Genomic DNA, 17,180 nt, shown 5'->3' with positions numbered 1-17,180 from the left:
AGAATTTATTTTGCTCATCGGACACGCATTTTGTTAAAATGAAAGCCGATGAGTAATATGTGTCTGTCAGATTAAGTTTGAGCTAATGCAATTGGGTTGTATTTAAGTTTTCCGGTATGAATACCACGAAGTAACAAGGTTTTGGGCATAAAATATAATTCTTGTCCATATTCCCATTCGTCTATTAGCTCTTCTTGGCAGTATTCGTTTAGCAGACAAACACCATTCCCCATTTTTATCATCGGTTTTGTTTGGTATATATCCAGCCCTAAACCAAATTCGCCCCAGTTCGCAAAGTATTCCGGTGCTTTTTCTTCATATTCGTCCTCATCATAGTCGTGATCTTCGTCATCCAACGCCCCCTCAACCATTCTTATAAGTTCGGGAATAAATTTATAACCTGTTTCTTTCCATTGGTAGATACCTTTCAAGGTGGTTGCAGGTAAGGCATCTATCTCTTTTTTATTGGCCGGAAAAAAGAATTGGGCATCGAGTATTTCAATAATGCACTGTAATTTTTGCCCTACGTATTTCTGCATGGGTAAGCCCCGACGCTCTTTAAGGGTAAACCGCCTGCCTGCATCAGACACGGCAACAATTTGATGCGCATAGATTTTCTCGTCTTTTTCCAGTGTAGGAGTAACTTGTTTTATAGTAAGCGCTAATGCATTAAATAGTGGGGATTCTTGGCTCATTTTTTATAAATTAAAAATCGCTGGTTACAAATTCATTCTCGGTAAAATGCAGTCCTTTTAATTGATGCAAATAAAATATGTCCTGTATTTGGTCGGTTATGAGTACCGTATAAGGCAACTCTGGTATACGGAACAAAGGGCAAGTGATTTTTTGCGGATCTATGCTAAGATTTTCATATTCCAAAATTTGCCCGCCGGGCAAGGCTGTATATACTGAGTTTTCTTTATCCAGACAATCGGTTGTTTGAATGATGTTGAGCAGAAAATAAGTACCGTCATCACTTTTTAAAGGTAATACTTCGACCGAATCATCGAATAAAGGGTAGAGTAGCTCATAGGCGCGTGGGCTAATGATATAAACACCCATATCATTTATATCATTAAAATCCATATCTATTTTAGGCTCTTTTTTTAATACTAAAAATTCTTGCCACTGTGCTTTTACCGATAGGTTATTGGTGATTTTTTCTTCGGCAAGGAGCAGGAATTGTTCCTGCTCATCTTGTATGGGAAAGTCTAAACTTGTAGCATTATCGCCGTCTATACTGAGTTCGTATATTGTCATGGCTTACGGTTTAAATACTAGCATTTTAAATATGCCAATTTTCAACTTTAGTAAATTTTAATCCAGTAGGGTTTACAGCCATTATGGCGTCAACTACTGATTTATGATATAGCATCATAGTTAAATCCTCAGCTAATTTAAAAATTAACCTTTCCTTTAATGGAATGTCCTTTAGATGATTTTCATCAAGTTTAAATTTATCAATGAAATAAGATCTTTCTCCTTTATCATATTTAGAATTTTCTTTATCCATTGCTTCTATATTATTATAAATATGGACATAGTAATAATCTTCATAAATATCTCCTTTGTTACTAGTAACTGTTGCCGGTATTAATTGTATACCCAATATATTCATTGGAGCTAATACTTCTTTTATTTTTTCTGAAATAACCGAATCAGGTTGAGAAAAATAATCACCAATTACTGGTTTGCTAAAATAAGGCTCACTAAAAGTAAATTCCATTACCTCTGGTTCTGGTATTTTTTCATCTTCATAATCATATAGATATTCTTCCGTATGTTCAGAATCTTCATCACACATAATTAGAGGATAAGTGTTACTAGAATCTCGTTCTAATACATAATATTCAAATTCATTCATGTTGTTTGTGTTCTCATCGTCTAAAATTCATAATCTTCTACATTAATAAATACTATGCCTGTGGGTTCTAGTTTTTTAATTTCGTCTACTACTGTTTTATGGTATAAATACGTTCCAGGTTCTTCGAATAATCGCCAGCCTAAGCGTTTGCTTAACGGGATCTTTTTTAGCGCTTCTGTGTCCAGGACGACTTTATCGATGAAATAAAACTTACACTCTTCATCATATTCATAATCCGATTTAGTTTTATCCAGGGCTTCATAGGTATTATCATCAACATAAATACAGTAATAATCTTCGATATACCCGCCTTTTCGGTCGGATAACTCTACCGGCACAATCCGTACGCCTTCCATATTCATAGACATCATTACCTCTGCTATATTTTTTGTAACAAAATCTTTAGAACCTTTTAAATAATTTGCTAATACGGGGTGGCGAGGTAAAGGATCGTCTAGCTGGGCTTCAACCAAATCGTTATTATGTTCTAAAATTGCAACAAATGGATAAGCTTGGTCTTCTTTTCTTTCCATAAAATAGTATTCAAAATCACTCATGTTGTTTGTGTTTTCCATTATTTAAATCCTTGAAATTTTTCTATATTTATTCTTTCCTGATAATAGCCGGTATTATTATTCCGATGATGGTTTGGGGTTACGGCTCCGGCTGTGCAAGTAAAATCAGCACTTTTTAAATTATTACACACTTTTTCTGAAGAATAAAGCACACCCCAAAATTTTTTGGGATTGCTGGCGGCTAATCTTTGAGTACCTTTTAATTTTTCTTTCAGCAGCTTTCGTTTTGTCTCTTGATCATCACAACCGCAGCAACCAATATTTCCTGGTGAATACGAAAAGCCGTCGGCGGTTATTGTCCATTTAAAGGTACTGATTTTTTTAAATATGACTTGACTCAGTTTATCCATACCAATTATAAAATTCTTAGCTAATTCTTGCTGCTTATTTTTATCACAAATATCGTAGAACAGAACTTTTTCGCAAATCTTTTTAACTATACGTTTTACATGATTTTTATAGTTCAATATTGCCAACTCGTCTTGTGCATTATAACTAGGTAGAATAGGTTTTATTTTTTCTTGTGTATTGGATTGAAACGACCAAGTATCAATATTTGTAGAATCTTGCATTATTTTCCTTTCAAGAATAAATGTAGCTGAATGCCCACCTTTATGCAAGGGAACGGCAAAGGTACAGGCAACTTCCATTATGGTGGGTAATAATACGCCATTATTACGGTGGTTTATGTTATAACCTAATATGTAGATTAATTTTTCGTATCTTTCATCTTGAGTAACTGAATCGGTTGTAATCAGATGATGTGCTTCTATGCCGTTACGGTCATTTTGTTTCATTTTGTTTTGCGGATTTGGATAGTAAAAGGGATGATTACTAAAACTACCGCCATAATGTTTGTTGCTTCCATTAGAGCTTTTAAGGATATGTTGCCCTAATTTTAATCCGTTTCCAGAGTAATCGCCTCTGGGTATTGCTTCGCATTTATGCTTTTCATCTCCCGAATGCCCCTTGCATCCTGATTTGGGGCATTTTATTGAGTCTTTTTTTGTAGTGCTTTTGTACATTTATAAGCAATTAGGCGGTTTTTAATTAATAAAATGTGTTACTCCACCTGTTTCTATATTAATAAACTCCATACCGGTAGGGTTTACGTCCATTATGGCTTTAGCGACGGTTTCATGGAATAGTTTTTTTTCTGGAGATTCCTCTGGTATAAAAATCAATCTTTCTTCCAACGGAATCTCGCTTAATATTTTTCTATCTAAAACGAGTTTTGATATATTATAAATTAAATATTTATAGGTAAATTCAGATTTTTGTTTATCTAAGATTGCTATATCATTATCAACCAACATACAAAAATAATCTTCAATCAGATCACCTTTAGGGGTGGTGAGTTCCGTGTCAATAAATCTCACCCCTTTAGGTGTAAAAGTTTTAATCACCTCAACGATCTTATCGGTTATAAAAACTCCTGGACCCGATAAAAAATCAGCCATTACCGGATTTCGGGGAATAGTGCCATTAAACTCTAAATTTATTAAAGTTGGATTCTTTGGATCATCTCGCTCTGTAATACATAGTAAAGGATACGTTTGATCTGATTTTCTTCGTATAAAATAGTAATTTTCCATGTTTTACCCCAACGGCTTACCCCCTGTTTCTATATTAATAAATTCCATACCAGTAGGGTTTTCGTCCATTATGGCTTTAGCGACGGTTTCATGGAATAATATTTTTGAAGGGGATTCTTCTGGTAAAAATATTAATCGTTCTTCTAATGGGATTTTATTTAATACTTCTCTATCTAAAATAAATTTTGAGACACTATAAACTAGATATTTATAGGTAAATTCCGATTTTTCTTTATCTAAAACTTCAATATCATTATCAACCAACATGCAAAAATAATCTTCAATCAACTCACCTTTAGGGGTGGTAAGTTCCGTGTCAATAAATTTAACCCCTTTAATACTAAAATTTTTTATAACCTCAACGATCTTATCGGTTATATAAATTTCCGGACCGGATAAAAAATCTGCCATTACCGGATTTCGCGGGATCGGGTCATTAAATTCTAAATAGACTAATGTAGCGTTTCTGTCGTCGTCTTCCGGTTCATATCCTACTTCTTTAATAAGGGGATATGTCTGATCCATTTTTGTTTCAATGTAGTAATAATTTTCCATGTTTTATTTAAATTTAAAGGGTTGTAAGTTTTTTCTTTCTATAAAATAGTTTTTGTGGTTGTTCGTTATAACAGCAGCATGTTGCATGCTTCCTGCAATGCATTTTTTATTTTGTAATTTGGCTTTGATGTCGTCTGCCTTCTGGCTGTTGGAATATATAGCAGACATCAGCTCGCGAACATTCATCGATTTTAAGCTAGAGTCGGCTTGTTTAAAAAAAGCTCTTTTATCGGGCAGATTCTTTTGCCCGCAGCAACCGATGCCGCCGGGTTTATAGTCAAAACCGTCGGAAGTGAGCGTCCAGTTAAACGAAATAAGCTCACGAAAAAGAGATTGACTTAAATTATCCAAAGCATTAATGAAATTTTCGGCTAAATTTTCCATTTCTTCTACCGTATATTCACAAAATTTCTTTATTTTTAAGTATTGTTTACAAATATCAGCCACTAATTTATTTACATGCACTTGATACGTCCGTTGGGTTAACTCATTAGCAATATCGTAGGAAGAAAAAACAATCTCCTCCTTTTGGTTAAATTCCTTGCTCCACTCATCTAATTTTTCTGTCATGCCTTGCAGGGTATTTATATCCCTATTTTCTTCTTTTTTTATAAACGTAACCCCATGTCCGCCCCTATGCAGCGGTACGCCAAAGTGGCAAGCAACTTTCATCGTGGTAGGCAGCAATACACCATTTTTGGAATGGTTAATATTATATCCTAAAAAAAGGGCTAAATGTTGATATTTTAGTTTTTGTGCCATAGAGGCTGACGTAACCAAGTGATGCGCTTCTACGCCGTTACGGTCATTTTTATCATGACTACTTGTTTTTTCAGATTTTAAATAAAAAGGGTGATTTCTAAAGGTTTTATTATAGTGAAGATTGACTATATTAACGCCAATTGTCGGTCCATCACCTACAGGGGCACCGTCTTGTATTCTGCCTCTTTGGTGGTTAGGGTCGTCTTTTTTTATGCTTTTATCGCAAACCGGACATTTTAACGGCTCTTTCCAGTTGCCTGATTTATTTTGTGCCATCTGTTTATTGTCCGGTTTTGGTTATACTTATTTTTCCGGCTGCTCTGGGGCAGATAAGGTAAGAGCTGCCAATTAATACTTTTTTACCGCCAATGGTTTTTTTGGCGTAGGTGCCCCTCCACGGTCCGGTCGGGATAAAGGTGCATAAACAACCCGGAGGGGGTACGGCTTTGTAGGGTTTGCAAGTGCCAAAGGTAACCAGTGGCGGCATCATATTAACGTTGGTGCAGTCTAATGCGGTTGCAACGCGTTTATTTTTTATGTACACGCTAAAATTGGAGGTGACTTTTAATGAGGCTGATTTGTCGCCCATCGTACATTTTATGGTGGCACCGTCTATTACAAATTCGTTATTTTTTCCCATAATTGTTAGGGCGTGTTGATCTTTGGTGATTATTTTTTATACGGCATGATATGAGTTATAATAATTCTGCAAAAAACAACCATAACTCGATTCATCATGCCAAGAACAATGCTAACAGATAAACGGTGGGAAAAGCTACTACAAATAATGAAAAATACCGGTCGAGTTAATAATAAATCCGAGCATCGGATGACGTTTGAAGGGAGCCTTTTCCGAATGAGAACCGGTATTCCTTGGCGAGATTTGCCAAAAGAGTTTGGTGAATGGAGCACCGTCTATAGACGATTTAATTTGTGGTCTAAAAAAGGAATATTAGTTGATATTTTCAAACAGTTATCACAACTAGCGGATTTTGAATGGGGGTTCCTAGATGGCTCGATTATCAGGGCTCATCAACATAGTACAGGCGCTGCAACGGAGCATTGTGAGCAAATAGGTCAGAGCTGTGGTGGTCATTCAACTAAAATTCATCTTGCGGTTGATAGTGGTGGTTTGCCTATTTGTTTTGAGCTTTCTGAAGGACAACGACATGATATCACTTATGCAGAAAACCTAGTTGAAAAGCTCGATGAAGTCAATACAGTGATAGCCGATAAAGGTTATGACAGCGAGCCTTTTCGGTGCTTTGTTCGTCAAAAAGGCGGGCGAACGGTGATTGCTAAACGTAATTATGGTAAGGATATAGATAAAAGCAGTATGGATAGGTGCCTTTATCGCTATCGTCATTTAGTCGAGAATGCCTTTGCTAGAATCAAGCAATATCGTTCAATATCAACTCGATACGATAAGTTAGAAAGGAATTATGCCAGTATGGTATCACTGGCATTTATGTTAATGTGGCTGCCAATGTATTGTTGAGCAATTTATGTACAGCAAAGATCAACAGCCCCTATTAACTATTTATTTTATTCAAGTTAATCAAAATATATTTAATCATTATCATCACAATCAGTTGATTTTACATCCACTGAAAGAACTTTATCATTATTGATATAATAATTATGATTAGCACCTTTGGGGAATACTAATCTTAGCGTCTTCATACTAGCATCATCACCACAATACAACGCAACCAATTTGTTTTGTAAATTTTTTTGATTGGTTTCAGCTAGTAATGCGTCTTTAGTAATATTATTCACGACATATTTATAATCAATTGCATTACTATCTGTTGATACATCAACTAAAGTTATGCTCGGATCAATAGATGCAGGTAATTTTGTTTTAATCGCCTTGATCATTAAACTTTGGGCAACACTATAATTACCTTCTTTAACCTTATTAAGCATATCATCTTTTTCTGATTTGGTTTGTTCATACAAATCTTTTACTTTATCACTAACAGCTGAACTTGCTTGCTTAACTTGATCTCCAATTTGCGAACCCAACTGACTTGCTTTATCGCCAATTTGAGAGCTTAATTGATTCGCTTGTTCGCTAATTTGAGCCCCTACTTGATTGGCCTTGTCACTCATTTCCGAACTTGTTTGCTCAGCTTGTTGCTTGATATCATCGGCTTTTTGTTTTGAATTATCACAATTAACTAAAAAAAGCCCTAACACTACTAAAGAGATCACTTTAAAAAGTTTCATATTATTCCCCTTCTATTTTTTAATTGATATTGACTATAGCGATTTTAATTCGCAATAGTCTATTTGATTTTAAAAATTAATTACCTATAAATCAGCTGTAAGAGCGCATAAAACAGCACTTTTACAGTGACAAATATTCATTAGTTAATATGCATACCACCAGTAACGCCATACGTTTCGCCTGTTGTATAGCTTGACTCTTCTGATGCTAAATGCACATAAACACCTGCAAGCTCAACGGGTTGACCTGCTCGTTGCAAAGGAGTTTGTTTACCAAATTCAGGAATTACATCACTTGGTTGACCGCCACAAATTTGTAATGGTGTCCAAACAGGACCTGGTGCCACGCAATTTACCCGAATCCCTTTTGAAGCTAACTGTTTAGATAAGCCACGAGTAAAGGCAATAATAGCTGTTTTAGTTGAAGCGTAATCTAATAAATTACCACTAGGTTGATAAGCTTGAACAGATGACGTTGTAATAATAGTCGAACCAGGTTTTAAATATCCTAAAGCCGCTTTAGTCACCCAAAAGAGCGAAAACACATTCACTTCAAACGTTTTTTTAATTTGTTCTGTAGTAAGATCCATAATGTTTTCGACCGCAGTTTGCTTACCAGCAACTAACGTCAAATTATCTAACCCACCTAATTTATCGTGAGCTTCATCAACTAATTTTTTGCAAAAAGCCTCGTCACTTAAATCACCGGGAATTAACACAACTTTACGCCCAGCAGCTTCAATAACTTTAGCCACTTCTTCTGCATCTTTTTGTTCAAAAGGAAGATAATTGATAGCCACATCAGCACCTTCTTTAGCATAAGCAATCGCCGCTGCACGTCCAATGCCTGAATCACCACCAGTCACAAGTATTTTACGTCCTTCTAAACGATTATGTCCTTGATAGCTCTTTTCGCCACAATCAGGAATCGGGGTCATTTCACACTGTAAAGCTGGCGCAACCTGTTTTTGTTTTGGAAATTTGTCATGATGATATTTTGTAAGTGGATTATAGATTTGTTTACGCATAATTTGCTCCTAAGTTAATCTATATTTTTACGAAACTTCCAATATAATTTAAATAAAAATCGATTAAGACTCACAAGCTCCTATGTGTACTTATATCAATGTTTAAAACACTTAATCAATTCAATAAATTATATAGTTTAAGAACGGGACTTTTTAAAGACTTCTGCTTTTAAAACTGAATCTTGCTACTTAGTAACACCTTCTAAATTTTCAAAAAAATTAAAAATAAGAACTAAAAAATTCATTAAAGCTGGCTTTGAGTGGGCTTGGTGAGAACAGTGAAAATAGTCATGTCAAAGCCATGAACGTTGTATAATTTTCTACTGGCTTTAGTGTAGCAAATTAAAATTAACTAAGCTAGCTATAACAAATTAAATAAAATGGTGAATAACTTTCGCAACATGTTGATTTTTAATTTAATTATGATGTTTTTCATATTATTAATATCGTAGTGATAGTTAATACCATCAAAAATAGATCCATCTTTGTCAAAAAGCTTCAGGAAAACATAGTGTTTAAGTAAAAAGTCTAAATATAGAAAAATTACTTAATGTTAGGAATTACTCGTGTTGTTTACCGTAATTTGATAAATGACTGTAATATATATAGATAAAAAGCAAACTCACTTATACCCCACTAACATTTCACGTTTTAAACCAAACCCTTTTCGTTTTTGAACAGTAAATCCAGCATTAATTAAATGACGACGAACAAATCCAGCTGCTGTAAAAGTAGCAAAACGCCCACCATGAGCGGTTAGTTTAAAACAATTTTTAAATAAACATGCTGACCACATATCAGGATTTTTTGCTGGTGAAAATCCATCAAAAAACCAAGTATCAATCAATACATTTTGCTTTGCTAAAAAATCTGAGTAATTGCTAATATCATCATAACATATCGCTAAACTGACGTTGTCAAAACTGACAAGTCGCATCAATTAAATGCGTTTGAAGCCGCTTAGCTAACAAAAATAAAGGCGAGTTTTTAGAAATGACCTTATCATGAATCTTGATTAATTCGTCTAATGATAATGGATATTTTTCGACACTAAAAAAAGTAAGATACTTAAGTTTATGATTTGGGTGCTGACGCCTAAAATTTAAAAACGTTTGCCATAAAATCAAAAAACTCAACCCCGAACCAAAACCTGTTTCAGCAACGACAAATGTATCTTTTTGATGTTGAGTAAAACGCTGAAGTAAATCATTACCATCAATAAAAACATAAGTGGTTTCGGCAATTGCCCCTTCCGTATTAAAATACACATCATCAAAATAAACAGAAACTGGTGTCTGATTTTCATTCCAAAAAATAGTCGATTTATGCATGAATACCCTTTTAAACAGTAATATTTAACAACTGTATATTAATGTTGATTATGTATATAATACGCCAAGTTAACTTATGAGGTAAATTATGGTATTTCTTTTTCGTCTAATTAGTGTTGTGATAATTGGTGTTGCTATTTGTGTGTTAGGCACCATTTTTTGCTTGTTTAATCCAAGAAACCCCAAAAATGTTGCAAGATTCGCTCATTTATTTGGATTTTTCTTTAAACCGATATTTGGCGTAAAAGTGGATACTCGCATTCACCCTAATATTAGTAAAATAGGTAGCTGTGTGTATATTGCCAATCACCAAAATAATTATGATATCGTTGTAGCTAGCGATGTTGTACAACCTAAAACAGTCACTGTTGGTAAAAAAAGTTTGGCTTGGATTCCTTTTTTTGGGCAGCTTTACTATCTTACTGGTAATATTCTTATTGATCGTAATAATAAATCAAAAGCTCACGATACAATTGGACAAGTGGTTAATGAAATCCAAAAACGTAATATTTCTATTTGGATGTTCCCTGAAGGTACTCGTAGCCGTGGTCGTGGATTATTACCTTTTAAAACTGGCGCATTTAAAGCAGCAATTGCAGCGGGAGTGCCTATTGTGCCAATTTGCGTATCTCAAACCAATGATATCAGATTAAACCGTTTAAATAATGGTCATTTTATTGTTGAAATGCTAGAGCCTATTGAAACCAACACATTAAGCAAAGAAGATGCTAGAGCTTTAATGGAACAATGCCATAATAAAATGACAAATAAAATAGAACAAATAAATGCAGAAGCAAAACAGTTAAATAATCAAAAATAACTATGAATAAACAAGATCGTAATTTTGATGATATCAGTAATAAATTTGCTCAAAACATTTATGGCACGACTAAAGGTAAAATTCGTGAAGCGATAGTGTGGCAAGAACTAGAAAAGATCTTAGCGACCTACCCCACCAATAAACCAATAACCATACTTGATGCAGGTGGAGGACAAGGTCAAATCGCCTGTAGATTAGCCAAACTTGGCCATCAAGTAACGCTTTGTGATATTTCGGAGCAAATGCTAGAACTAGCCAAACAAAAAGCACTAGCAGAAAACCTAACTATCAATTGCCTTTGTTGCTCTATTCAGCACCTTGATAGTTTAATTAATCAACAATTTGATCTAGTTATTTGCCATGCGGTATTGGAATGGGTAGCTGATCCAATTAAATTGATAAATTCATTAAAAAATCATCTTAAACCTGACGGTTATTTATCGTTAATGTTTTATAATTATCATGCACTTTTGTTTAAAACGGTGACATTAGGCAATTTTGGCTACACTCAAGCTGGGCTAGCTAAACGCAAAAAAAAGACACTTTCGCCCGATTATCCAAGGGATCCGAACGATGTATATCAATGGCTTATTCAAGCTAATTTTACTATTTTACAAAAAACGGGGATTCGTATTTTTCACGATTATCTTACTAATAAATCCAAAGCAGAAACCCATTTTGAACAACTATTAGAACTGGAACAAAAATACTGCCAAACAGAACCTTATCTTCACTTAGCAAGATATATTTTAGTCACAGCAAAAATAAAATAAATTCGTAAATATCCCACTTTCATTCATGCTTTTTAAAATGATCACTCGAAAATTTTGCCATAAATCGGTATCATAAGCAGATAAATTTATTGGTTAAGGAAAATTATATGATCGTGGTAACCGGTGGGGCTGGATTTATTGGTAGTAATATTGTTAAAGGTTTAAATGATCAAGGTCGTAAAGACATTTTAGTCGTTGATGATTTAACTGATGGCACTAAATTTGCTAATTTAGCTGATTTAGATATTGCCGATTATATGGATAAAGACGAATTTATTGCTGCTATCATTTCAAACGAAGACCTTAATATTGACGTTATCTTCCATCAAGGTGCTTGCTCATCAACCACCGAGTGGAATGGCAAATTTATGATGGAAAATAATTATGATTATTCCAAAGATTTACTGCATTATTGCTTAGATTTTAATATTCCATTTTTATACGCATCATCAGCTGCTACCTATGGCGGACGCAGCGATAACTTTATTGAAGATCGTCAATACGAAAAACCTTTAAATGTTTATGGGTATTCTAAATTTTTATTTGATCAATATGTCAGAGAAATTTTACCCGAAGCAAAATCACCAGTTTGCGGATTCCGTTACTTTAATGTTTATGGTCCTCGAGAAAATCATAAAGGTAGTATGGCCAGTGTTGCGTTTCATTTAAATGAACAAATTAATAAAGGCGAAAAGCCAAAGTTATTTGCTGGTAGCGATAACTTTAAACGTGATTTTATTTATGTTGGTGATGTGGTTGATGTCAATTTATGGTTCTGGAAAAACAATATTTCAGGCATTTATAACTGTGGAACAGGCCGTGCTGAATCATTCCAAGCTGTGGCTGATGCCGTTCTTACTTACCACAAAAAAGAAGAAATTGATTACATCCCTTTCCCTGATCATTTAAAAGGCCGTTATCAAAGCTTTACACAGGCAGATCTATCTAACTTTAGAAAAACAGGTTGCCAGATTGAATTTAAAACAGTCGCAGAAGGCACAACCAAATATATGCAATGGCTTAATAAGCAAGAAAGGTAATTTAATGAAAACACTCATTATTGGTCCATCTTGGGTTGGCGATATGATGATGTCGCAAAGCTTGTATCGCACATTAAAACAACTTGATCCTAACAATGAAATTGATGTTATGGCGCCAGCTTGGTGCCAAGCATTATTAAATAAAATGCCTGAAGTGAATCAAGCTATTGATATGCCTATAGGTCATGGTGAATTTGCATTATCAAAACGCCACGAAATAGGAAAATCACTTCGTGATAGCCATTATGATCAAGCAATTGTGTTGCCTAACTCATTTAAATCAGCATTAATTCCATTTTTTGCCAAGATTCCTAAACGTACAGGTTGGAAAGGTGAAATGCGCTATGGATTATTAAATGATATGCGTAAACTCGATAAACAAGCTTTTCCATTAATGGTTGAACGCTATATTGCGCTAGCGTATCCTAAAGAGCAAATACATTCAGCATCTGATTTATCACAACCTTTATTATGGCCTAAACTTAGTGTTAACCAAGATGAAATAGCTCAAGCACTTTCAACCTTTACAATAACACAAGATGAACCATTAATTGGCTTTTGCCCAGGAGCTGAATTTGGTCCAGCAAAACGTTGGCCTGATTATCATTACGCTGCCCTTGCCGACATGCTAGTTCAACAACATGCTAAAATTATTATTTTTGGTTCAAAAAACGATCATAATGTTGGCGAGCAGATTATTGCCAAAATGACTCATGGCGATCAATGTATAAACTTGGCAGGTCAAACGCAATTAGAACAAGCGGTAAGTTTAATTGCAGCATGTAAAGCAATTGTTACTAATGACTCAGGATTGATGCATGTTGCTGCTGCATTAGATAAACCACTTGTCGCACTTTATGGACCAAGCAGCCCTGATTTTACACCGCCATTATCAAATAAAGCCGAAGTTATTCGTTTAATTACCGGATATCAGCGCATCCGCCAAGGTAATGCAGAGCAAGGCTATCATCAAAGCTTAATCGATATTAAACCTGAGAACGTATTTGAAACATTGATGAAACTGATAATGCGTTGTGAAAAGAGTAATAGATAATGCGTGTATTAGTTGTTAAAACTTCATCAATGGGCGATGTTCTACATACTTTACCTGCATTAACCGATGCTGCAAATTGCGTGCCTAATATTACCTTTGATTGGGTAGTTGAAGAAAACTTTACCCAAATTCCAAGTTGGCATTGTGCTGTTGATAAGGTCATCCCTGTGGCAATAAGGCGTTGGCGAAAAAATTGGTTTTCTAAAGCTATTCGTCAAGAGCGACACGACTTTATTAATAACTTACAGCAACAACAATATGATGCAATTATTGATGCCCAAGGGCTTATTAAAAGTGCATTTTTTATTACTCGTAAAGCTCAAGGCATTAAACATGGTTTAGATCGCAAAAGTATCAAAGAGCCTATTGCTAGTTGGTTTTATGATATAAAACATAATATCCCCAAGCAAATGCATGCCATTGAACGCATCAGATTGTTATTTGCACAAACTCTACAATACAATTTACCTAATTCAGTGGGTGATTATGCCATTGCTCGCCACTTTTTATCTTCGTTGCCTAGCGATAACCAACAGTATCTTGTTTTTTTGCATGCCACAACTCGATATGAAAAACATTGGACTGAAGACGGTTGGCGACAATTAATCAAACTTATTGAACCGACAGGCTTAAAAGTTAAGCTACCTTGGGGAGCTTCACATGAACAGCAACGAGCAATACGCCTTGCTCAAGGATTTAACCATGTTGAAGTATTACCAAAACTTTCACTTAATGACATCGCAACTGTCATTGTGGGAGCTAAAGCAGTCGTATCGGTTGATACTGGACTAAGCCATTTAACCGCTGCATTAGATAGACCCAATATTACACTATTTGGCAAAACCGATCCTATGCTAATAGGAGGATATGGAAAAAATCAATACAGCATTATATCACCAGATAAAATGATGAAAACAATTAGTGCTAATCAGGTTTATCAAAAATTGGGTGACTTTTTGTAGTTGAATTTCTACTGACAATTTAATTAAAAGGAATAAGTAAAATGAATAAGTATTGTGAACTAATTCGTGAAAAATACGCCCAAATTGGCAGTAATGAACTTGGTTATATTGATGATGCGTTAGGCGCAGTAATGCGAGTTCTTGATGAAGTAGTATGTAACGAACAAGTTCCCGAAGAATTACAGCATAAAGCCGCTTATGCAGCGGCTAATTTATTAATCAGTGACTTTGATATTAAATAGCGGTTGGCAGGTTAATAATAAATCGAGTGGACTGTTCGTCTGATTCAACTGTAATATTACCTTTATGCGTATCAATGATCGATTTAACAATTGCAAGCCCAATCCCCGTACCCGAAGTATTATTGCCGTTACGATGACGAGACTCATCTACACGATAAAAACGATCAAAAAGATGAGGCAAATGGCGACTATCGATTTTTTTACCAGGATTTGAAATCACAACTTTGACACGATTTTCACTAACTTGAGCTAAAGTAATTTTAATAATTCCATTTTCTGGCGTATAACGAATGGCATTAGATAAAATATTACTTATTGCTCTTGCTAGCATCATTCTATCACCTAGAATATGACAACACTCCCCTTCTAATTCGAATTTGATAGCTTTTTCATCAGCAAGTGGCTCAAAATAATCACATACCATAACCATCATGTTATGCAAATTAATATCAACTAGATTAGGTACTAATTGACGATTATCTGCCTGTGCTAAAAAGAGCATATCAGATATCATTTGTGACATTCTTTCATACTCTTCTAAATTTGAGTATAAGATTTCTCTATACTCTTCGGTCGTTCTTGCATTGCTTAATACGATTTGAGTTTGAGTTGTCAAATTAGTAATAGGTGTACGCATTTCATGAGCTATATCTGCCGTAAAATTACGTTGTCTTTGAAAAACATCTTCCATTCGGTTAAGCATCTTATTAAAAGCCCTGACTAAACTAACATATTTTACTGGAACAGATGAAGTTGAAATACGATGGTTAAGGTTTTTTAAGTTAATACGTTCAATCTTCTTAATTAATCGATTAATCGGTTTTTGAGTAAGATAGATAGAAATAAATGAACCAATTAACGCCAAGATACAAGAAATACCAATAAGTATTTTTAAGCCTTTTCTTAATCGCCTGATAAATTCAATCTGTAAGTCACGACCAACAGCTACAATAGTTGTGTATTGTTTGTTTTGATCAGTTATGACCCTTGATGCAGCAATACGATAAGATGATTGATTCACATTCGATACTGTTGTTGTATGCTTAGTAATAATTTCTTCAAAATCAGCAGGTTTTAAGGCAATAGAAAGATTAGGTCCCCGTGTGCGATATAATATTTTGCCTGAATCATCAACAATATAGACAAATAACCGATGATGACCGGTTAAAATTAATAGTAGGCTCTGAAAAAATTCATCACGATTATCATCCTGTGAATAATAAGTAAGTTCGCGCTCTATGGATGAGATAACAGATGTTAACTCTGATACATTTTGGTGAACAGAAAGTTTTTCAAACCAACGTTCAATAAAGTAACTAAAACAGTAAAGTAGTCCACAAGTAAGTAAACAAACAATTAATGGTAACCGAAATGATACAATTTTAGTCAACTTCATCTAATACATCCAATTTATATCCCATTCCACGTACAGTATGAATCAATTTAGGTTCAAAATCTGCATCAATTTTATTACGTAATCGCCTAATGGCCACATCAATCACATTAGTATCACTATCAAAATTCATATCCCAAACTTGTGAAGCAATAAGTGATCTAGGTAACACTTCACCAGGATAACGCAAAAAATATTCTAACAACATAAATTCTTTATTAGTCAAATCAATTCGTTTTCCAGCTCGCGTTACTGTTCGTTTAGGTAGATCCATTACCAAATCTGCAATACTTAATTGATAATTATTTACTTGCGGTGCATTACGTCTTAATAATGATTTGATTCTTGCTAGTAATTCAGCAAACGAAAATGGTTTAACTAAATAATCATCTGCACCTAAGCTAAATCCTTTGACTTTATCATCGATACTTCCCATAGCGGTGAGTAATATAATTTGAGTATCTTTTCCAGCTTCACGCAAAGATTGAACAAATTTCCAACCCACAATATCGGGTAACATCACATCCAAGATAATTAAATCATAATCTTCAGTCATTGCTCGATGATAACCATCTAAACCATTATCGGTCAAATCAACAATAAAACCTGACTCTACTAGCCCTTGACGAAGATACTCACCAGTTTTATGTTCATCTTCAACAACTAACAATTTCATTTTTAATATTCCTTTCATTATTTTAGGCGGTTATCAAAAATTACATAATGTAATAATAGAATATATGAAAAAACAAAACAGATCATGACAAATAAATTACTGTATTGTAATAGACCGGTCATCAATTAGTTTTATTTAGTCTGCTATAGTATCCACACAATGATTCATGAGGCTAGACATTATTGTTTCATTGTTTTATTTCCTTTCATCCATTCCTTGCAATTTAATGCAGCCCTAGTTTACTAGGGTTTTTTTTATTCTAAATAGACGTAAGCTGA

General features: G+C 34.5%; 22 protein-coding genes. 7 read left to right on the top strand and 15 right to left on the bottom strand.

The features are described 5' to 3' along the window. Positions 1 to 71: 71 nt before the first annotated feature. The 9 genes from GQ590_RS07120 to GQ590_RS07080 are packed head-to-tail and all read right to left on the bottom strand — an operon-like array spanning position 72 to position 5,991. Positions 72 to 695, bottom strand: a complete 624-nt coding sequence (locus GQ590_RS07120) for a hypothetical protein (protein ID WP_160407694.1) — start codon at positions 693 to 695, stop codon at positions 72 to 74. A 10-nt stretch (positions 696 to 705) separates the two neighbouring features. Continuing rightward, positions 706 to 1,260, bottom strand: coding sequence for a DUF1629 domain-containing protein (locus GQ590_RS07115; RefSeq protein ID WP_160407692.1), 555 nt, complete (start codon positions 1,258 to 1,260; stop codon positions 706 to 708). Positions 1,261 to 1,285: 25 nt separating this feature from the next. Then, the gene (locus tag GQ590_RS07110; RefSeq protein ID WP_160407690.1) at positions 1,286 to 1,864 is read right to left on the bottom strand and encodes a DUF1629 domain-containing protein; all 579 of its coding nucleotides are present in this window, start codon (positions 1,862 to 1,864) and stop codon (positions 1,286 to 1,288) included. Between the two features lie 20 nt (positions 1,865 to 1,884). Then, a complete protein-coding gene (locus tag GQ590_RS07105) occupies positions 1,885 to 2,439 on the bottom strand; it encodes a DUF1629 domain-containing protein (RefSeq protein WP_160407687.1) in 555 nt (184 codons plus the stop codon). Then, the gene (locus GQ590_RS07100) at positions 2,439 to 3,464 is read right to left on the bottom strand and encodes an AHH domain-containing protein (RefSeq protein ID WP_160407685.1); all 1,026 of its coding nucleotides are present in this window, start codon (positions 3,462 to 3,464) and stop codon (positions 2,439 to 2,441) included. Before GQ590_RS07100 ends, GQ590_RS07105 begins: the two co-directional genes overlap by 1 nt. A 21-nt stretch (positions 3,465 to 3,485) precedes the next feature. Further along, on the bottom strand, positions 3,486 to 4,034 hold the full coding sequence (locus GQ590_RS07095) for a DUF1629 domain-containing protein (RefSeq protein WP_160407683.1): 549 nt from the start codon (positions 4,032 to 4,034) through the stop codon (positions 3,486 to 3,488). Between the two features lie 3 nt (positions 4,035 to 4,037). Next, positions 4,038 to 4,559, bottom strand: coding sequence for a DUF1629 domain-containing protein (locus GQ590_RS07090; protein ID WP_160407682.1), 522 nt, complete (start codon positions 4,557 to 4,559; stop codon positions 4,038 to 4,040). Positions 4,560 to 4,592: 33 nt separating this feature from the next. Beyond that, on the bottom strand, positions 4,593 to 5,627 hold the full coding sequence (locus GQ590_RS07085) for an AHH domain-containing protein (protein WP_160407680.1): 1,035 nt from the start codon (positions 5,625 to 5,627) through the stop codon (positions 4,593 to 4,595). 4 nt (positions 5,628 to 5,631) lie between these two features. Further along, on the bottom strand, positions 5,632 to 5,991 hold the full coding sequence (locus GQ590_RS07080; RefSeq protein WP_160407678.1) for a DUF4280 domain-containing protein: 360 nt from the start codon (positions 5,989 to 5,991) through the stop codon (positions 5,632 to 5,634). 96 nt (positions 5,992 to 6,087) lie between these two features. On the opposite strand from GQ590_RS07080, the gene GQ590_RS07075 reads away from it, so the two are divergent. Then, positions 6,088 to 6,849: an IS5 family transposase gene (locus GQ590_RS07075; protein WP_160422563.1), complete on the top strand. Its 762-nt coding sequence runs from the start codon at positions 6,088 to 6,090 to the stop codon at positions 6,847 to 6,849. A 71-nt stretch (positions 6,850 to 6,920) separates the two neighbouring features. On the opposite strand, the gene GQ590_RS07070 is transcribed toward GQ590_RS07075, so the two are convergent. The 4 genes from GQ590_RS07070 to GQ590_RS07055 form a co-directional block, all read right to left on the bottom strand. After that, the gene (locus GQ590_RS07070) at positions 6,921 to 7,583 is read right to left on the bottom strand and encodes a hypothetical protein (RefSeq protein WP_160407674.1); all 663 of its coding nucleotides are present in this window, start codon (positions 7,581 to 7,583) and stop codon (positions 6,921 to 6,923) included. Between the two features lie 140 nt (positions 7,584 to 7,723). Further along, on the bottom strand, positions 7,724 to 8,611 hold the full coding sequence (locus GQ590_RS07065; RefSeq protein WP_160407672.1) for an SDR family oxidoreductase: 888 nt from the start codon (positions 8,609 to 8,611) through the stop codon (positions 7,724 to 7,726). 622 nt (positions 8,612 to 9,233) lie between these two features. Then, a complete protein-coding gene (locus GQ590_RS07060; protein ID WP_160407670.1) occupies positions 9,234 to 9,548 on the bottom strand; it encodes an MnmC family methyltransferase in 315 nt (104 codons plus the stop codon). Beyond that, entirely contained in the window at positions 9,529 to 9,942 is a 414-nt protein-coding gene (locus GQ590_RS07055; RefSeq protein ID WP_160407669.1) for a hypothetical protein, read from the bottom strand. Before GQ590_RS07055 ends, GQ590_RS07060 begins: the two co-directional genes overlap by 20 nt. 88 nt (positions 9,943 to 10,030) lie before the next feature. Between GQ590_RS07055 and GQ590_RS07050 the strand changes: the two genes are divergently transcribed. The 6 genes from GQ590_RS07050 to GQ590_RS07025 all read left to right on the top strand — a co-directional run bounded on the left by GQ590_RS07050 (position 10,031) and on the right by GQ590_RS07025 (position 14,833). Further along, positions 10,031 to 10,762, top strand: a complete 732-nt coding sequence (locus GQ590_RS07050) for a 1-acylglycerol-3-phosphate O-acyltransferase (RefSeq protein ID WP_160407667.1) — start codon at positions 10,031 to 10,033, stop codon at positions 10,760 to 10,762. Between the two features lie 2 nt (positions 10,763 to 10,764). Next, the gene (locus tag GQ590_RS07045) at positions 10,765 to 11,535 is read left to right on the top strand and encodes a methyltransferase domain-containing protein (RefSeq protein ID WP_160407664.1); all 771 of its coding nucleotides are present in this window, start codon (positions 10,765 to 10,767) and stop codon (positions 11,533 to 11,535) included. Positions 11,536 to 11,642: 107 nt separating this feature from the next. Continuing rightward, complete coding sequence (gene rfaD, locus GQ590_RS07040) at positions 11,643 to 12,575, top strand: ADP-glyceromanno-heptose 6-epimerase (protein ID WP_091120937.1); 933 nt, start codon at positions 11,643 to 11,645, stop codon at positions 12,573 to 12,575. Between the two features lie 4 nt (positions 12,576 to 12,579). Then, on the top strand, positions 12,580 to 13,629 hold the full coding sequence (gene rfaF, locus GQ590_RS07035) for an ADP-heptose--LPS heptosyltransferase RfaF (RefSeq protein ID WP_160407662.1): 1,050 nt from the start codon (positions 12,580 to 12,582) through the stop codon (positions 13,627 to 13,629). Continuing rightward, positions 13,629 to 14,591: a lipopolysaccharide heptosyltransferase RfaC gene (gene rfaC, locus GQ590_RS07030; protein WP_160407660.1), complete on the top strand. Its 963-nt coding sequence runs from the start codon at positions 13,629 to 13,631 to the stop codon at positions 14,589 to 14,591. The genes rfaF and rfaC overlap by 1 nt, the downstream gene beginning before the upstream one ends. Before the next feature lie 41 nt (positions 14,592 to 14,632). After that, entirely contained in the window at positions 14,633 to 14,833 is a 201-nt protein-coding gene (locus tag GQ590_RS07025) for a YaeP family protein (protein WP_160407658.1), read from the top strand. On the opposite strand, the gene GQ590_RS07020 is transcribed toward GQ590_RS07025, so the two are convergent. Both GQ590_RS07020 and GQ590_RS07015 read right to left on the bottom strand, forming a co-directional pair. Continuing rightward, positions 14,826 to 16,229 (bottom strand): heavy metal sensor histidine kinase, encoded by a 1,404-nt coding sequence (locus GQ590_RS07020; protein ID WP_160407655.1) that lies wholly within the window; start codon positions 16,227 to 16,229, stop codon positions 14,826 to 14,828. The genes GQ590_RS07025 and GQ590_RS07020 overlap by 8 nt on opposite strands. Next, positions 16,216 to 16,902: a heavy metal response regulator transcription factor gene (locus GQ590_RS07015; RefSeq protein WP_160407653.1), complete on the bottom strand. Its 687-nt coding sequence runs from the start codon at positions 16,900 to 16,902 to the stop codon at positions 16,216 to 16,218. The genes GQ590_RS07020 and GQ590_RS07015 overlap by 14 nt, the downstream gene beginning before the upstream one ends. Between the last annotated feature and the right edge of the window lie 278 nt (positions 16,903 to 17,180).

The sequence above is a fragment of the Gilliamella sp. Lep-s35 genome (assembly GCF_009795845.1).
GTDB lineage: Bacteria > Pseudomonadota > Gammaproteobacteria > Enterobacterales > Orbaceae > Gilliamella.
The sequence above is the reverse complement of the archived record's forward strand: the minus strand, read 5'-3'. Positions and strand labels throughout refer to the sequence as shown.

What these genes read in the sequence shown, in the direction of transcription:
- GQ590_RS07095 (WP_160407683.1), bottom strand. Translation starts at nt 4,034, where the DNA reads ATGGAAAATTACTATTTTATACGAAGAAAATCAGATCAAACGTATCCT.
- GQ590_RS07100 (WP_160407685.1), bottom strand. Translation starts at nt 3,464, where the DNA reads ATGTACAAAAGCACTACAAAAAAAGACTCAATAAAATGCCCCAAATCA.
- GQ590_RS07120 (WP_160407694.1), bottom strand. Translation starts at nt 695, where the DNA reads ATGAGCCAAGAATCCCCACTATTTAATGCATTAGCGCTTACTATAAAA.
- GQ590_RS07070 (WP_160407674.1), bottom strand. Translation starts at nt 7,583, where the DNA reads ATGAAACTTTTTAAAGTGATCTCTTTAGTAGTGTTAGGGCTTTTTTTA.
- GQ590_RS07055 (WP_160407669.1), bottom strand. Translation starts at nt 9,942, where the DNA reads ATGCATAAATCGACTATTTTTTGGAATGAAAATCAGACACCAGTTTCT.
- GQ590_RS07060 (WP_160407670.1), bottom strand. Translation starts at nt 9,548, where the DNA reads ATGCGACTTGTCAGTTTTGACAACGTCAGTTTAGCGATATGTTATGAT.
- GQ590_RS07020 (WP_160407655.1), bottom strand. Translation starts at nt 16,229, where the DNA reads ATGAAGTTGACTAAAATTGTATCATTTCGGTTACCATTAATTGTTTGT.
- rfaF (WP_160407662.1), top strand. Translation starts at nt 12,580, where the DNA reads ATGAAAACACTCATTATTGGTCCATCTTGGGTTGGCGATATGATGATG.
- rfaD (WP_091120937.1), top strand. Translation starts at nt 11,643, where the DNA reads ATGATCGTGGTAACCGGTGGGGCTGGATTTATTGGTAGTAATATTGTT.
- GQ590_RS07085 (WP_160407680.1), bottom strand. Translation starts at nt 5,627, where the DNA reads ATGGCACAAAATAAATCAGGCAACTGGAAAGAGCCGTTAAAATGTCCG.
- GQ590_RS07090 (WP_160407682.1), bottom strand. Translation starts at nt 4,559, where the DNA reads ATGGATCAGACATATCCCCTTATTAAAGAAGTAGGATATGAACCGGAA.
- GQ590_RS07025 (WP_160407658.1), top strand. Translation starts at nt 14,633, where the DNA reads ATGAATAAGTATTGTGAACTAATTCGTGAAAAATACGCCCAAATTGGC.
- GQ590_RS07080 (WP_160407678.1), bottom strand. Translation starts at nt 5,991, where the DNA reads ATGGGAAAAAATAACGAATTTGTAATAGACGGTGCCACCATAAAATGT.
- rfaC (WP_160407660.1), top strand. Translation starts at nt 13,629, where the DNA reads ATGCGTGTATTAGTTGTTAAAACTTCATCAATGGGCGATGTTCTACAT.
- GQ590_RS07050 (WP_160407667.1), top strand. Translation starts at nt 10,031, where the DNA reads ATGGTATTTCTTTTTCGTCTAATTAGTGTTGTGATAATTGGTGTTGCT.
- GQ590_RS07075 (WP_160422563.1), top strand. Translation starts at nt 6,088, where the DNA reads ATGCCAAGAACAATGCTAACAGATAAACGGTGGGAAAAGCTACTACAA.
- GQ590_RS07015 (WP_160407653.1), bottom strand. Translation starts at nt 16,902, where the DNA reads ATGAAATTGTTAGTTGTTGAAGATGAACATAAAACTGGTGAGTATCTT.
- GQ590_RS07045 (WP_160407664.1), top strand. Translation starts at nt 10,765, where the DNA reads ATGAATAAACAAGATCGTAATTTTGATGATATCAGTAATAAATTTGCT.
- GQ590_RS07110 (WP_160407690.1), bottom strand. Translation starts at nt 1,864, where the DNA reads ATGAATGAATTTGAATATTATGTATTAGAACGAGATTCTAGTAACACT.
- GQ590_RS07065 (WP_160407672.1), bottom strand. Translation starts at nt 8,611, where the DNA reads ATGCGTAAACAAATCTATAATCCACTTACAAAATATCATCATGACAAA.
- GQ590_RS07105 (WP_160407687.1), bottom strand. Translation starts at nt 2,439, where the DNA reads ATGGAAAACACAAACAACATGAGTGATTTTGAATACTATTTTATGGAA.
- GQ590_RS07115 (WP_160407692.1), bottom strand. Translation starts at nt 1,260, where the DNA reads ATGACAATATACGAACTCAGTATAGACGGCGATAATGCTACAAGTTTA.